The 14047-nt window shown below is 69.8% G+C and carries 14 protein-coding genes and 1 tRNA gene; 5 read left to right on the top strand and 10 right to left on the bottom strand.

Annotation, left to right across the window (positions count from 1 at the left end; translation table 11 throughout):
• Window positions 1-15: 15 nt before the first annotated feature.
• Complete coding sequence (locus tag ACIBJF_RS37450; protein ID WP_399180697.1) at window positions 16-789, top strand: sulfite exporter TauE/SafE family protein; 774 nt, start codon at window positions 16-18, stop codon at window positions 787-789.
• Here ACIBJF_RS37450 and ACIBJF_RS37445 read toward each other — a convergent pair.
• Both ACIBJF_RS37445 and ACIBJF_RS37440 read right to left on the bottom strand, forming a co-directional pair.
• Entirely contained in the window at window positions 786-2045 is a 1260-nt protein-coding gene (locus ACIBJF_RS37445) for a hypothetical protein (protein ID WP_399180695.1), read from the bottom strand. The two genes, ACIBJF_RS37450 and ACIBJF_RS37445, sit on opposite strands and share 4 nt — an antisense overlap.
• Window positions 2046-2089: 44 nt before the next feature.
• Window positions 2090-2881, bottom strand: a complete 792-nt coding sequence (locus tag ACIBJF_RS37440; protein ID WP_399180755.1) for an HAD-IIA family hydrolase — start codon at window positions 2879-2881, stop codon at window positions 2090-2092.
• Window positions 2882-2950: 69 nt separating this feature from the next.
• On the opposite strand from ACIBJF_RS37440, the gene ACIBJF_RS37435 reads away from it, so the two are divergent.
• On the top strand, window positions 2951-3697 hold the full coding sequence (locus ACIBJF_RS37435; RefSeq protein WP_399180693.1) for a cobalt-precorrin-6A reductase: 747 nt from the start codon (window positions 2951-2953) through the stop codon (window positions 3695-3697).
• On the opposite strand, the gene ACIBJF_RS37430 is transcribed toward ACIBJF_RS37435, so the two are convergent.
• From ACIBJF_RS37430 to ACIBJF_RS37420, 3 genes are all read right to left on the bottom strand, one after another.
• Window positions 3684-4178 (bottom strand): hypothetical protein, encoded by a 495-nt coding sequence (locus ACIBJF_RS37430; RefSeq protein WP_399180691.1) that lies wholly within the window; start codon window positions 4176-4178, stop codon window positions 3684-3686. The genes ACIBJF_RS37435 and ACIBJF_RS37430 overlap by 14 nt on opposite strands.
• 85 nt (window positions 4179-4263) lie before the next feature.
• Entirely contained in the window at window positions 4264-5037 is a 774-nt protein-coding gene (gene cobF / locus ACIBJF_RS37425) for a precorrin-6A synthase (deacetylating) (RefSeq protein ID WP_399180689.1), read from the bottom strand.
• A 73-nt stretch (window positions 5038-5110) separates the two neighbouring features.
• Complete coding sequence (locus tag ACIBJF_RS37420; RefSeq protein WP_399180687.1) at window positions 5111-5623, bottom strand: DUF309 domain-containing protein; 513 nt, start codon at window positions 5621-5623, stop codon at window positions 5111-5113.
• A 105-nt stretch (window positions 5624-5728) separates the two neighbouring features.
• Between ACIBJF_RS37420 and ACIBJF_RS37415 the strand changes: the two genes are divergently transcribed.
• Window positions 5729-5802 (top strand) — tRNA-Pro (locus tag ACIBJF_RS37415).
• A gap of 191 nt (window positions 5803-5993) precedes the next feature.
• Here the strand turns inward: ACIBJF_RS37415 and ACIBJF_RS37410 are convergent.
• From ACIBJF_RS37410 to ACIBJF_RS37390, 5 genes are all read right to left on the bottom strand, one after another.
• The gene (locus ACIBJF_RS37410) at window positions 5994-8006 is read right to left on the bottom strand and encodes a beta-galactosidase (protein ID WP_399180686.1); all 2013 of its coding nucleotides are present in this window, start codon (window positions 8004-8006) and stop codon (window positions 5994-5996) included.
• Window positions 8007-8032: 26 nt separating this feature from the next.
• Window positions 8033-8920 (bottom strand): carbohydrate ABC transporter permease, encoded by an 888-nt coding sequence (locus ACIBJF_RS37405; RefSeq protein ID WP_356311230.1) that lies wholly within the window; start codon window positions 8918-8920, stop codon window positions 8033-8035.
• On the bottom strand, window positions 8917-9897 hold the full coding sequence (locus ACIBJF_RS37400; RefSeq protein ID WP_399180684.1) for a carbohydrate ABC transporter permease: 981 nt from the start codon (window positions 9895-9897) through the stop codon (window positions 8917-8919). The genes ACIBJF_RS37405 and ACIBJF_RS37400 overlap by 4 nt, the downstream gene beginning before the upstream one ends.
• 8 nt (window positions 9898-9905) lie before the next feature.
• Entirely contained in the window at window positions 9906-11219 is a 1314-nt protein-coding gene (locus ACIBJF_RS37395; protein WP_399180682.1) for an ABC transporter substrate-binding protein, read from the bottom strand.
• Window positions 11220-11507: 288 nt separating this feature from the next.
• Window positions 11508-12299, bottom strand: coding sequence for a GntR family transcriptional regulator (locus ACIBJF_RS37390; protein ID WP_399180680.1), 792 nt, complete (start codon window positions 12297-12299; stop codon window positions 11508-11510).
• A 178-nt stretch (window positions 12300-12477) separates the two neighbouring features.
• On the opposite strand from ACIBJF_RS37390, the gene ACIBJF_RS37385 reads away from it, so the two are divergent.
• Window positions 12478-13497 (top strand): sugar ABC transporter substrate-binding protein, encoded by a 1020-nt coding sequence (locus tag ACIBJF_RS37385; RefSeq protein WP_399180678.1) that lies wholly within the window; start codon window positions 12478-12480, stop codon window positions 13495-13497.
• A partial coding sequence (locus ACIBJF_RS37380) for an ABC transporter permease (RefSeq protein WP_399180677.1) occupies window positions 13497-14047 on the top strand: 551 nt, incomplete at its 3' end. The genes ACIBJF_RS37385 and ACIBJF_RS37380, both read left to right, overlap by 1 nt.

Below are 14047 nucleotides of genomic sequence, written 5' to 3'. Positions count from 1 at the left end.
AGCATCGGTCCCCGCATGAACACGATGACGCTCTGGCACATATCCGGCTGGGGGTTCGCGGCGCTCGCCTTCGCGTCCCTGCTCGTCGGCTTCTCCAAGACCGCGGTGAGCGGGGCCAACACGGTCAGCCTCGCGATCTTCGCCGCGGTCCTGCCCGCCCGCGCCTCCACCGGGATCCTGCTGCCCGTCCTGATCGCCGGTGACGTGCTCGCCGTCCTCACCTACCGGCGGCACGCCCACTGGCCCACCCTGTGGCGGCTGTTCCCGGCCGTCGCGGCCGGGGTGGTGGTCGGCACGCTGTTCCTGGTGTGGGCCGACGACGGGATCGTACGGACCTCGATCGGCGCGATCCTGCTGCTGATGGCGGGGGTGACGCTGTGGCGGCGGCGCACGGCGGACGCCGGAAAGGCACCGGCGGAGGTCACCTCGCGCGCCGGCCGCGCCAAAGCCCGCTCCTACGGGGTGCTCGGCGGGTTCACCACGATGGTCGCCAACGCGGGCGGGCCGGTGATGTCGATGTACCTGCTGTCGGCGGGCTTCCGCAAGCTCGGCTTCCTCGGCACCTCGGCGTTCTTCTTCCTCATCGTGAACGTCTCGAAGGTGCCGTTCAGCGCGGGTCTGGGGCTGATCGACGGCCGTTCGCTGCTCCTTGACGCGGCGCTCGCGGTGTTCGTCGTGCCCGGTGCGTTGTTCGGCAAGTGGGCTGTGAACAGGATCAATCAGCGACTCTTCGAACAACTCGTGATCGCGGCGACGATCGTGGGCGGAGTGCAACTGCTCCTGCGCTAAGAGTCATCACGTAATGAGGTGATGCCCACCCGGTGCCTGTACGGGGCCGGCGTGCCTGGGCGGCGTGTCGGCTCCGTGCAGCTGGCTGTTCCGACGTGGGTTTTGTGCCGCTTGTTCGCGGGTCGGGTCTCATTCGGGGTAAGTCCGGTACTGGATGGTGGTGTTTTGTCGAGCAGAGGCCCGCGGCCGGAAGCATCCGGCTTGTGGGCTGCCGCGTGGGTGCGGCCCCGGGTGGGGCGGGCACCGCGCTGCGGTTGACTCGACAGGGCTTCTTGCAGCCCTTCATGGAACAGAATCTGTGTATGCCGCGCCTGGACGGTGTCCAGGCGTGCGGTGCTGGGATTGTCGGGGTCGGTGAGGTGGACGTGGGCGCAGAGGGCGCCGGAGACCTCGTCCCTGTCGCCGGTCAGCCCGCAGGCGGTGCAGACATGGATGCGGTCGGCGAGGGTTTTCACGACCTTCTCGCCGCAGAAGCACCTCTGGGACAGTTTGGTGGTGAAGGTGGAGGCCCGGAGCATCCGCCCGCCGGTCTTCTCACACTCCCGTCCGATGGCAGTTATGAGCCGTCCGGGCGTGGTGGCTTGCAGTGCTTTGCCCCACCTGCGGTACCAGGTGCGGATGTCGCAGTCCTCGACGACGAGGTTCGCGCCGTGGCCTGTGATGATCTCCTCGGCTATCCGCCTGGCGCGGTGGTCTTTGGCCGCGGCGGCGGTGGCGGCGGCTTCGGCGAGCCGAGCCCGGTTGAGCCGATAGCCGGCCGACAGGCTGTCCCGGCGGTAGGCCTGCTTGGGCACCCCGCCCTTGTTCGCTGCCCTCGCCCCGCCGGGCGTTTCGATCAGGCTGTCCCGGCGGTAGGCCTGCTTGGGCACCCCGCCCTTGTTCGCTGCCCTCGCCCCGCCGGGCGTTTCGATGGTCCGTGCGGGCAGGCCCGCGGCCTGGCGCCGTTCGGCCCGGGCTTGTTGGCGTTTCGACGGCCGGTACTGGCCGGAGTTGGACGCTCGGCGGGAGCGGTCGAGGGCACGCTTTCGGCCGCGGCACTTGCGGCGGGCTTTCGCCAGCGCGGCAAGCTCCGCGTCGCTGGGCTCTATTCGAGTTGCCTCTACATCGCCGTCGGCGGGGTCGAAGGTGCCATCGCCCGGCTCAAAGACCACCAGATCCTCCGCCAATGCAGGCGTCGGGGTGAGGCGGTCAACCACGCCGTCGCTGGCGTCGCCGCACTCCACAACCTCAAGATCGACATCCAGTAAACGAAGCACCCCTCGCGGGTCAGCAGGCCCCGGCCCGCACTACGTGATGGCTCTTAGCTCCCGGTGTCCCGGGTGAGGCCCAGCAGCGCCGGGAGGTCCGCGAAGGAGTCCAGGACGTGGTGCGGGGTGCCGCTCGCGCCGTCCAGGGTCTCCTGCTGGAACTTCCCGGTGCGCACCAGCACCCCGGTGAGCCCCGCCCGTTGGGCCGCGAGCACGTCCGACTCCACGTCGTCGCCCACCATCAGCGCCTGCCCGCCGTCCACCGCCAGCCGGGCCAGCGCCGCCTCGAAGAACGCCCGGGACGGCTTGCCCGTCACCTCCGCCTCTGTGCGCGCCGCCTGCTCCAGCCCGAGCAGAAAGGCACCGGAGTCCAGCTGCAGCCCGGCATCGGTCCGCCAGTACAGGTTCCGGTGCATGGCGACCAGCCGCGCACCCCGCTGGAGGAACCCGAACGCCCGGTTGAGCGAGGCGTAGTCGAACTCCGGCCCGGCACCGCCGAACACGACCACCTCGGGATCGTCGTCCACCAGGGTGACATCGCCGAGGTCCTCCGCGATGTCCCCGCTGTTGAGCAGCGCGCAGCGGGCGCCCGGGAAGTGCTCGGCCAGATGGGCGGCGGTGACGGAGGGCGCGGTGAGGACGTCCTCGGCACGCACCTCGAAACCGGCGTCGCTCAGCGTCCCGGCGATCGACGCCCGCGTCCGGGACGTCGTGTTGGTCACCAGGGCCACGCCGAGCCCCGCCGCGCGGATCGCGCGCAGCGCCTCCACCGCGCCCGGCAGCGGCTTCCAGGAGACGGTGAGGACACCGTCGATGTCGATCAGCACGGCACGTACGGACTGCACGGATTGCATGGCTCGACGGTAGCGACCCGCACCGCGGACCGTCCCGTACGACCTCGTACGCTCACCCCTATGCCCGCGCACGTCCTGATCCTCGGCGGCACCACCGAGGCCCGCCGCCTCGCCGCCGGCCTCGCCGCCCGAACCGGCGTCCGGGTGACCACGTCCCTGGCCGGCCGGGTCGCGCGGCCGGCAGCGGTGGCGGGCGAGGTACGGATCGGCGGCTTCGGCGGTGCTCAGGGCCTGGCCGACTGGCTGCGCGTGCACCACGTGGACGCCCTGGTCGACGCCACCCACCCCTTCGCCGAGACGATCACGGCCAACGCGGCCCACGCGGCGGCGGCCACGGAGGTTCCCCTGGTCGTCCTGCGCCGCCCCGGCTGGCGGCCGGGCCCCGGCGACCGCTGGCACGACGTCCCGTCCCTGGCCGGCGCCGCCGCGGCGCTGCCCGGCCTCGGCCGCCGGGTCTTCCTCAGCACCGGACGCCTGGGCCTGGCCGCGTTCGCCCACCTGACGGATCTGCACTTCGTCGTACGGTCCGTCGACCCGCCCGAGCCGCCCATGCCCCCGGACACCGAACTGGTCCTCGCGCGCGGCCCGTTCACCGTCGCCGACGAGACAGAGCTGCTACGCACCCACCGCATCGAGGTGCTGGTGACCAAGGACAGCGGCGGCGAGGCCACGGCCGCGAAGCTGACGGCGGCACGGGAACTCGCCCTGCCCGTCGTCGTGGTGAGGCGCCCCCCGCTCCCGCGGGGCGTGGCGGCGGTGTCCGACGTGACGGGCGTACTGCGGTGGCTGGGCCTCAGCCCTGCGTGAGGACCGACTTCCGGAGCCGGTCGACGGTACGCAGCACTTCGTCCCGGTTCTTGGCGGACTTGATCCACACCGGCAGCCGGGCGACCAGGATCGTCTTCTGCCCGGTGTCGTACCAGGGGGCGCGCTCGCGCAGACCGGCGGCGGCGTAGCGGCGGATCAGGTCGAGGTGCCGCAGGTCGTAGGCCCACAGCCGGCCGTGCCGGGTTTCCCGCTGGAGCCACAGACGGACACCGAAGTACGGGTCCACCGCGGGTCCCCCCGAACCGGCCCGCAGTCCGACGCCCCGGCCGGTCCAGGTCCGGGACAGACCGCACGACCGGCAGATCAGTCGCCGGGGCGCGAACAGCGGCCGCTCTCCGGGATCCGGCTGCCGCTGGACGCGGGCGATGCGGTCGCAGCGCGGGCAGTGGACCAGGAGCGAGTCCAGGAAGTCGTACTCCCTACAGCGCGGATCGCGGAAACGGACGGGAGAGCCGGACATGGCCTGAGTATGACCGGCACCCAGTGCCCGGCTCACCCGGTTTCCGGCCTCATACGACCGCGTCCCCGGCCGGGGGCCGGCGCAGCTACTGATCGCCGGGGTTTCTGCGCAGCAGATACGTATCCATGATCCAGCCCTTGCGCTCGCGCGCCTCCGCCCGCACCCGCTCGATGCGTGGACCGGCCTCGGCGATCGGGCCGGAGACGAGGAGCTCGTCCGGGGTGCCGATGTACGCGCCCCAGTAGATGTCGATGTCCTGCTCGGCGTACTGCCGGAAGGCCTGATGGGCGTCCAGCATCACCACCACGTCGTCCACGCCCTCCGGGAACCCTTCGGCCAGCCGCCGCCCGGTGGTGATCTGCACGGGGCGGGCCACCCGGTTCAGGCCCGTGCGGTGCCGGGCGACCAGGGCGGAGACACTGCTGATACCGGGTATCACGTCGTACTCGAACGCGACCGCGCCGCGCTCCAGCACCTCCTGCAGAATCCCGAGCGTGCTGTCGTACAACGCCGGATCGCCCCACACCAGGAAGGCGCCGGTGCCGTCCTCGCCCAGCTCCTCGGCGATCAGCCGCTCGTAGATCCCGGCGCGGGCGCTGCGCCAGTCCTCCACCGCCGGCGAGTACGCCGGCCCGCCCGCCTTCCGGTCCCGCTCCGGATCGCGGGCCTCCACCACCCGGTACGAGCCCTCGGGCAGATGCGCGTCCAGCATGTCCCGGCGGAGCTGGGTGAGATCGCCCTTCACCTCGCCCTTGTCGAGCAGGAAGAACACGTCCGTGCTCCGCAGCGCCTTGACCGCCTGCAGGGTCAGCTGGTCGGGGTCGCCCGCGCCGATACCGATGACATGAATCTTTCGCACGCCCCGAGTCTGCCGCATGCCACTGACAGTGGGTGCACCGCGTCCGCACACCCTGCGACGGCACTCGGACCCGTCAGGACCGGAGCCGGGGCGCCTCGACCGTCGCGTCCACGGGCCCGCCCCCGTCCCCGCTCTCCACCCGTCCCGCCAGCTCCCGCGCCCACCGGGCGAGGCCGGCGAGATCGATGTCGTACGGCCGGTCCTCGCCCTGCTCCGTCTCCCAGTCCCCGAGCGCCGCCGCACCCCGCCGCAGCAGCCGTGCCCCGCCGACGGCGTTCCCGCGCGCCGCGTGCGTGAGGCCCACCGCCAGCTGGGCCAGCCCCCGCCACAGCGCGCGCTCCTCCTCGGGCCCCGACTTCCAGGCGTCCTCGAACACCTCGTGCGCATGGAACGGCTTTCCGGCGTCCAGCAGGGCCTGCGCCTCGGCGACCGTCTCCTGCGGCCGCCGTACGACACCCTCCGGCTGCCGGGGGACCCCCTCCGTGCCGTAGGGCAGCGGCCGGCCGAGCCCGTCCCGGGGGCGCGCGTTGCGTGCCCGCCCCTCCGGGTCCCGGTCCCTGGCATCCGATGCGCCCGCGTTCGTCATACGACCGATTGTCCCCGGCTCACCCCGGGCCCTCTTCGGCCCACCCCCGAAGGTGGGGTAAAGTGCTGTCCGCGCGATCAAGCGGGTCACCGCGAGTGAGCGCATCGGGACGTGGCGCAGCTTGGTAGCGCACTTGACTGGGGGTCAAGGGGTCGCAGGTTCAAATCCTGTCGTCCCGACACGAAGCCTGCTTCGTAGTCGCAGGTCAGAGCCCTGTTTCGCATCAGCGAGACAGGGCTCTCGATTGTTTCCGGATGCCCGCGGCCCCGATGGATTTCGCAGGGCCCGCCAGGGGGTGCGGCTCGATCGGCTCATCGCCCTCGCCGACCACCTGGCGGTCCTGCTCACGGAAGCGGAGTCCCGGTGAAGGTCACCGGGGTTCCCGTACGACCGCCACGTCGCCCGGTGCGACGACGACCGTGCCTGCCGTCTCCTTGCCGGTCAGAAGCTCCGAGGAGCCCGCAGCCACGGGGAGTTCGGCGCCCCGGCCGGCGTGGTCGATGACGAACAGGTAGTCCGCCTCCGGGCCGCGCCGGCGGACCACCTCCACGCCGGGCGGGGCCGTGCGCACCGGCTCCACGCCCGCCTCGCTGCGGACGCGGTCCAGCAGCGCGGCCAGGGTGGCCGGGTCCGGGAGCGTGGCCAGGTACCAGGCGGCGCCCGTGCCGTGCGGGCGGCGGGTCACCGCGGGGACGCCGGCCAGGGGGCCGTCGGCGTACGACGCGACCGCCTCGGCGCCCTCCAGCCGCAGCCGCTCCGACCACAGCGTGCCCGCCGCCCCCTCCGGCACCGCGCCGGAGAGCGCGACCTGCTCACCGGGCAGCAGCGGAAACGGTTCGTCCGAGCGGACGCCGAGCACCTCGCGGAACGCGCCCGGGTAACCGCCCAGCCGCACATGGCCGTTCTCGTCCACGGCCCCGCTGTGGAAGCCCACGGCGAGGGTGCCGCCGCGCTCGGCGAACGACGACAGGTTCGCCGCTCCCTCGTCGTCGACCAGGTAGAGGTTCGGGACCAGCACCAGGCGGTACGCGGACAGGTCGGCCCCCGGACGTACGAAGTCCGCCGCCACGCCCGTCCGCCACAGCGGCTCGTACCAGGCCCGGACCAGGTCCGCGTAGCGCAGCTCGCCGCTGGGCTGCGAGGGCAGTTCCAGGGCCCAGCGGGCGTCCCAGTCCCAGACGATCGCCACCTCGGCGGGCGAGGTGCTGCCGCGCACTTCCGCCAACGCCCGCAGGTCCGCGCCCAGTCGGACCACGTCCCGCCAGATCCGGCTGTCGGTGCCCGCGTGCGGCACCATCGCGGAGTGCCACTGCTCCGCACCCGCCTTCGACTGCCGCCACTGGAAGTACGCGATCCCGTCCGCGCCGCGTGCCACGTGCGCGAGGGCGTTGCGGCGCAACTCACCTGGTTTCTTCGCCCGGTTGACCGGCTGCCAGTTCACCGCGCCGGTGGAGTGCTCCATCAGCAGCCACGGGCCACCCGCGAGGGAACGGGTCAGGTCGCCGCTGAGCGCGATGTCGATCTCCGACTCGGGGTCCGCGGACATCAGGTAGTGGTCGTTGGAGACGATGTCGAGCTCCGGCGCCCAGCGCCAGTAGTCGAGCGCGTCGAAGTTGAACATCACCATGAAGTTGGTGGTGGCCGGGATCGACGGCGCCGCCGCCCGCAGCACGTCCCGCTCCGCCGTGCACAGCGACAGCAGCTCCTCGGAGCAGAACCGGCGCCAGTCCAGCTGGTGGGTGGGGTTGGGTACGGCGCCGGTGGCGCGCGGCGGCAGGATCTCCTCCCAGTCGTAGTACCACTGGCTCCAGAACCGTGTCCCCCAGGCGTCGTTGAGCGCCGCCAGGTCGTCGCCGTAGCGGGCCCGGAGCCAGCGCCGGAAGGATGCCGCGCTGGTGTCGCAGTAGCAGGCCGCGTTGTGGCAGCCGTACTCGTTGTGCACGTGCCACATGCGCAACGAGGGGTGGTCCGCGTACCGCTCGGCGAGCGCGCCCGCGATCCGCAGCGCGGCCTCACGGTAGGCGGGCGAGGACGGGCAGAAGGTCTGCCGGCTGCCGTAGGAGAGGATCCGGCCGTCGCGCTCGACCGGCAGCGCCTCCGGGTGGGCGCGGAAGAACCACGCCGGAGGCGCCGCCGTGGGCGTGGCCAGGTCGGCGGCGATGCCGTTCTCGTGCAGCAGACCGAGGACCTTGTCCAGGCGCGAGAAGTCGTACACGCCCTCGGCCGGCTCCAGCAGCGCCCAGGAGAAGATGCCGACGCTGACCAGGTTCACCCCGGCCTCGCGCATCAGGCGCATGTCCTCGGCCCACACCTCCTCGGGCCACTGCTCGGGGTTGTAGTCGCCGCCGTAGGCGAGGCCGGGGACGGACAGGGTGCGCTTCACGTCGTTCTCTTTCACGTGCGGGCGTCTCAGCCCTTGTTGGAGCCCAGGGTCAGGCCGCTGACGAACTGGCGCTGGAGCGCGAAGTACACGACCAGGGTCGGGATCGCGGTCAGCAGGGAGCCCGCGGCGACCAGGTTGGGGTCGGTGAAGTACTGGCCGGAGAGGTTGTTCAGGGCCGAGGTGATCGGCATGTTCTGGCCCGTCGAGATCAGCACCAGCGCCCAGAAGAAGTCGTTGTAGATCCAGATCGACAACAGGGTCGCCAGAGCCGCCATCGCCGGCTTGCACAGCGGCAGGGTGATCTGCCAGTACAGCCGCCACACCGAGGCGCCGTCGACCAGCGCGGCCTCCGTCAGCTCGTGCGGCAGCGAGCGCATGTAGTTGCTCAGCACGAACGCGCAGAACCCGGACTGGAACGCCACATGGATGAGGACCAGGCCGAGGGCGGAGTCGTACAGCTTGCCGCTGGCCGTGATGCCCGGCAGGTTCGTCAGCAGGTACAGCCGGTACAGCGGGGTGATGATGACCTGCTGCGGGAGCAGGTTGCCGGCCGTGAACACCAGCAGCAGGGCCAGATTGAGCCGGAAGTCGAACCGGGCGACGTAGAACGCCACGCAGGAGGACAGGAACAGCGTCAGCAGCACGGCCGGGATCGCGATGACCAGCGTGTTGCCGAAGTAGTGGAGCATGTCGGACTGCTTGAAGGCGTTCGTGAAGTTCTCGAACGTCAGCTTGTCCGGCCAGGAGACATAGCCCTTGGCGCTGGTCTCGCTGTACGGCCGCATGGCCGAGAAGATCGCCCACAGCAGCGGCGCCAGCCACGCCAGCGCCGTACCGGCCAGGAAGACGTGCAGCAGGACCCGGGCCGGGCGGATCGGGGCGCGCCGCTTCAGCGGCAGAGTGGTGCTGCTCATGCGCGCCGCTCCTTCCGGAAGGTGGCGATCAGGTACGGGATGATCACCGCGAGGGAGATCACCAGCAGGACGACGGCGATGGCGGAGCCGTAACCGATGCGGCTGGACTCGCCGATGATGTTGTTGGTGACCAGGATCGACAGCAACTCGGTGCCCTGGGCGCCCTTGTTGAAGACGAAGACCAGGTCGAAGGCGCGCAGTGCCTCGATGATCGTGACGACCAGCACGACGGTGTTGGTCGGGCGCAGGGTCGGGAAGATGACGCTCTTGAACGTCTGCCACTCGTTGGCGCCGTCCAGCGCGGAGGCCTCCCTGAGCGACGGGTCGACGCTCTTCAGGCCGGCCAGGTACAGGATCATCATGTAGCCGGTGTGCCGCCAGGAAGCGGCGATGAGGACCGCCCACAGGTTCAGGTGCGGGTCGCCGATCCAGTCGATGTAGTGGCCGGGCTTGTTGGCCCCGATGATGCTGTTGATCAGGCCGGTGTCCGGGTTGTAGACCAGCTGCCAGACGAAGCCGATGCAGGCCATCGAGATGACGACCGGCAGGAAGAACGCGGTCTGGTAGACCCGGCTGAAACGGATCCGCTTGTCCAGCTGCACGGCCAGGAACAGGCCGAACGGCGTCGGGATCAGGATCAGGACGACGAACCAGATGATGTTGTGCTGGACGGCGGGCCAGAACTGCGGGTTGTCGTTGAAGAGTTGCTTGAAGTTGTCCAGGCCCACCCATTTGATCGAGTCGAACCCGATGCCGTCCCAGGTGGTGAAGGCGAGGAAGATCGAGGCGATGGCCGTGACCCACACCAGGAGCACGTGCAGGATCGTCGGCACGCCCGCCATCAGGGCGAGCGTGAACCGGTCACGGCGGGTCAGCAGACGGCGATGGCCGTGCGTGGCCCGCGTACGCGCGGGCGAGGCGCCCGAAGGCGGCACGGCGGCCGCCTCCGGGCTCTTCGTGGTCGTATCGGTCGTCATCGGGCCGCTCACTGGGACGCGAAGATCGTCTTCTTCTGGCGCTCGATGGACGACAGCAGGCTGTCCACGCCCTTGGGGTTCTGCAGGAACTTCTGCAGGCCGGGCTGCATCACCGTGGAGGTGAAGTCGGGCCGGGAGTCGCGGTCCATGAACTGGGTGAGCGTCTTGGCGTTGCTGATCATGTCGAACGCCTTCTTCTGCAGCGCCGAGTAGGCGGAGGTGCTCGCCTTGCTGGAGGCGGCCACCACGCTCGGGTCTGTCTTGAGGTACATCTCCTCGGCCGCCGGGGTGCCCAGGTACTCCAGCAGCTTCACCACGCCGTCGTGGTTCTTCGGGGACTTGCTCGCCATGAAGCCGTCGGTCGGCGCCTCGACGGTGTCCTGGCCGTACGCGGAGTTGATGACCGGGAAGGGGAAGAAGTCGAGGTCGTCCAGGTCGGCCTTGTTGGTGAACTGCTGGGCCACGAAGGAGCCGAGGAGGTACATGCCAGCCTTCTTGGACACCAGCGACTGCGCGGCGTCCTGCCAGGTACGGCCCATGAAGCCGTCCTGGTGGTAGGGGAGGATCTCGCTCCAGTGGTCGAAGACGGCCTTCACCTTGGCGTCGGTCCAGGAGGCCTTGCCCGCCATCAACTGGACGTGGAAGTCGTAGCCGTTGAGGCGGAAGTTGATCTGGTCGAAGGTGCCCATCGCCGGCCAGGCGTCCTTGTCGCCGAAGGCGATCGGGACCAGCCCGTCCTTCTTCATCTGCTTGCACAGGGCGACGAGGTCGTCCCAGGTGGCGGGGACCTTGTAGCCGTGCTGCTGGAAGACGCTCTTGCGGTAGAAGATCGCCCAGGGGTACGTCGTCAGCGGCACGAAGTAGTACTTGCCGTCCTCGCCCTTGCTGAGCTTCTTCATCGCGTCCGGGAAGTTGTCCCCGATCTTGGCCCACACGTCGTCGATCGGCGAGGCCAGACCCTTCGCCGCGAAGAACTGCATGCGGTACCCGGCGAACCAGTTGAACACGTCGTCCGGCGTGCCCTGCAGATACGAGTTGATCTGCTCCTGGAAGGTGTTGTGGTCCTTGGTGTTCACATCGACCGTGATGCCGGACTGCTTCTTGAAGTCGGCGTACACGGCTTCGAAGGCCTTCTTCGGCACGGCGTCCGAGGCGTTGGAGCCGAGGGTGACGGTCTTCGGGTCCGAGGCGGAACTGCTGCCTCCGCAGGCGGACAGCAGGGGTATGCCGGCACCGGCGAGCACGGCGGCACTGCCTGCACCGCGCAGCACCGAACGACGGCTGGGACCCGGGACGGAGAGACCGGAGGGCGAGAGGCGCATGGCGGCTCCTGAGGAATACAGGGCTCGGTCAAGGGGATGAGTTGATCCCCGAAGGTCTTCGAAACCGATCAGAAATCAACTCGACCGAACATCGTGGGCGTAATAACAGCCCCATGTCCGCTCATGAGTCAATAGGTCGGCTCCTCTTGAGCTGTCTCTTGCCCGAAACGTAATCGTCACCGTTACCTGCGTGTTCACCGGGGCGTAGAGCCGACAGCCCCCAGGGCGCGTGCGGCCGTGGGGGCTGTGTGAACACGGGTGGTTCCGCTTCGGGTGCTGACCAGCGCTTCAGGTGCGGACCAGCAGTTGGAAGTCGAAGGCGTAGCGCGACGCCCGGTACACATGGCTGCCGTACTCCACCGGGCGGCCCGTGACGTCGTACGCGGTGCGCCGCATGGTGAGCAGGGCCGCGCCCTCCTTCTCGTCCAGCAGGGCGCCCTCCTCGGCCGTCGCGCTGCGGGCGCCGATGGACTGGCGGGCGCTGTGCAGGACGATTCCGGCGGATCGCATCATCCGGTACAGACCCGTCGACTCCAGTTGCTGCGTGGGGAGTTCGAGGAGTGAGGCCGGCAGGTAGTTGCACAGGAACGCCACCGGTTGGCCGTGGGTGCTGCGCAGCCGCTCCAGCACGGTGACCTCGGCGCCCTCCGCGATCCCGAGGGCGGCGGCCACCTCCGCGCTCGCCGGGACCTGTTCGTTGCGCAGCACCCGGGTGGTCGGGCCCTGGCCGGCCGACTCCAGGTCGTCGTAGAGGCTGCTGAGCTCCAGCGGCCGTCTGACCTTGCTGTGCACGACCTGCGTGCCCACTCCGCGGCGGCGCACCAGCAGTCCCTTGTCGACCAGGGACTGGATCGCCTGGCGCACGGTGGGCCGGGACAGCCCGAGGCGCACGGACAGGTCGACCTCGTTGCCCAGGAGGTTGCCCGGGGCCAGCGCGCCGTGTTCGATGGCCGCCTCCAACTGCTGGGCGAGCTGGTAGTACAGCGGCACCGGGCTCGTGCGGTCCAGGGCGAAGCTGAGGGCGTCGACCGCGCGATCACCCGGTGCCGTTCGCTGCGGGGTGCGGTGTACTGGGCTCATGCCTCTCAGGTGTAGGTCCCGGAAGCCGCAAGTGTCAATGGTTTGTACTTACATTCGAACCTGCTTGTGAAATGATGTCTTAACAAAGTATTGACAGCGGGCGTCCCAGGGACTTGGATCGCGTCCCAACGCAACAGCGTCCCTTCCCCCGTCGCACGCACAGTGAGGTGCAGGAAAGATGGACCGCTCTTCCCCCTCCCGCTCCCGGAGACTGGCCCCGGTCGTGGCGGTCGCCGCCGCGGCGGCCCTGACCCTCGCCGGCTGCGCCAGCAGCCACGGCGGCAAGAAGGCCGAGGAGGCGGCGCAGAACGCCTCGGCGGGCAAGGCCAACACCCCGCGCATGACCGTCGCGCTGGTCACCCACCAGGCGCCCGGCGACACCTTCTGGGACACCGTCCGCAAGGGCGCCGAGGCCGCCGCCGCCAAGGACAACGTCAAGCTCGTCTACTCCGCCGACCCCAACGCCGGCAACCAGGCGAACCTGGTGCAGAACGCGATCGACCAGAAGGTCGACGGCATCGCGGTCACCCTGGCCAAGCCGGACGCGATGAAGAGCGTCATCGGCAAGGCGGAGCAGTCCGGCATACCCGTGGTGGGCCTGAACTCGGGTCTGAGCGACTGGCGGAAGCTCGGGCTGCTGGAGTTCTTCGGGCAGGACGAGAGCGTGGCGGGCGAGGCGTTCGGCGACAAGCTGAACACCACCGGCGCCAAGAAGGTCGTCTGCGTGATCCAGGAGCAGGGCAACGTGGGCCTCACCCAGCGCTGCGACGGGGTGAAGAAGACGTTCAAGGGCACCACTGAGACGCTGTATGTGAACGGCACCGACATGCCGTCGGTGAAGTCGACCATCACGGCCAAGCTCAAGCAGGACGGCTCCATCGACACGGTCGTCACCCTCGGCGCCCCCTTCGCCCTCACGGCGGTGCAGTCGGTGGGCGACGCGGGCAGCAAGGCCAAGGTGGCCACCTTCGACCTGAACAAAGACCTGGTGAAGGCCGTCCAGAACGGCTCGATCGAGTTCGCCGTCGACCAGCAGCCCTATCTGCAGGGCTACCTGGCGGTCGACGCGCTGTGGCTCTACAAGAACAACGGCAACTACAGCGGCGGCGGGGTCCAGCCGGTCCTGACCGGCCCGGCCTTCGTCGACAAGTCCAACGTCGACAAGGTCGCCGAGTTCGCCGCGAAGGGCACCCGGTGATGAGCATGGCCCAGCAGGCTGAACCGGCCCTCGGCAGGCCGCCGGCGTCCGGTCCCGGGCACAGCGACGGCCGCACCGCGCGCCGCCCGCTGGCGCTGCGGCTGCTGGCCCGCCCCGAGGTGGGCGTCTTCCTCGGCGCCGCCGCCGTACTGGTCTTCTTCCTGATCGTCGCGCCCACGGTCCGCCAGGGCAGCTCGATGGCGACGATCCTGTACCAGTCCTCGACCATCGGGATCATGGCCCTGCCGGTGGCCCTGCTGATGATCGGCGGCGAGTTCGACCTCTCCGCCGGTGTCGCCGTGATCACCTCCGCACTGACCGCGAGCATGCTCAGCTACCAGCTGACCCTGAACGTCTGGGTCGGTGTGATCGTCGCCCTGGTCGTCTCGCTCGCGATCGGGTTCTTCAACGGCTGGATGGTGGTCAAAACCGGCCTGCCCAGCTTCCTGATCACCCTGGGCACCTTCCTGATCCTGCAGGGCGTGAACCTGGCGGTGACCAAGCTGGTCACCGGCAACGTGGCCACCGACGACATCAGCGACATGGACGG

Origin of the sequence: Streptomyces sp. NPDC050743 (genome assembly GCF_044456925.1) — a bacterium.
In the GTDB taxonomy this organism is placed as follows: Bacteria; Actinomycetota; Actinomycetes; order Streptomycetales; family Streptomycetaceae; genus Streptomyces.
This window is presented reverse-complemented; position numbering and strand designations above follow the sequence as displayed.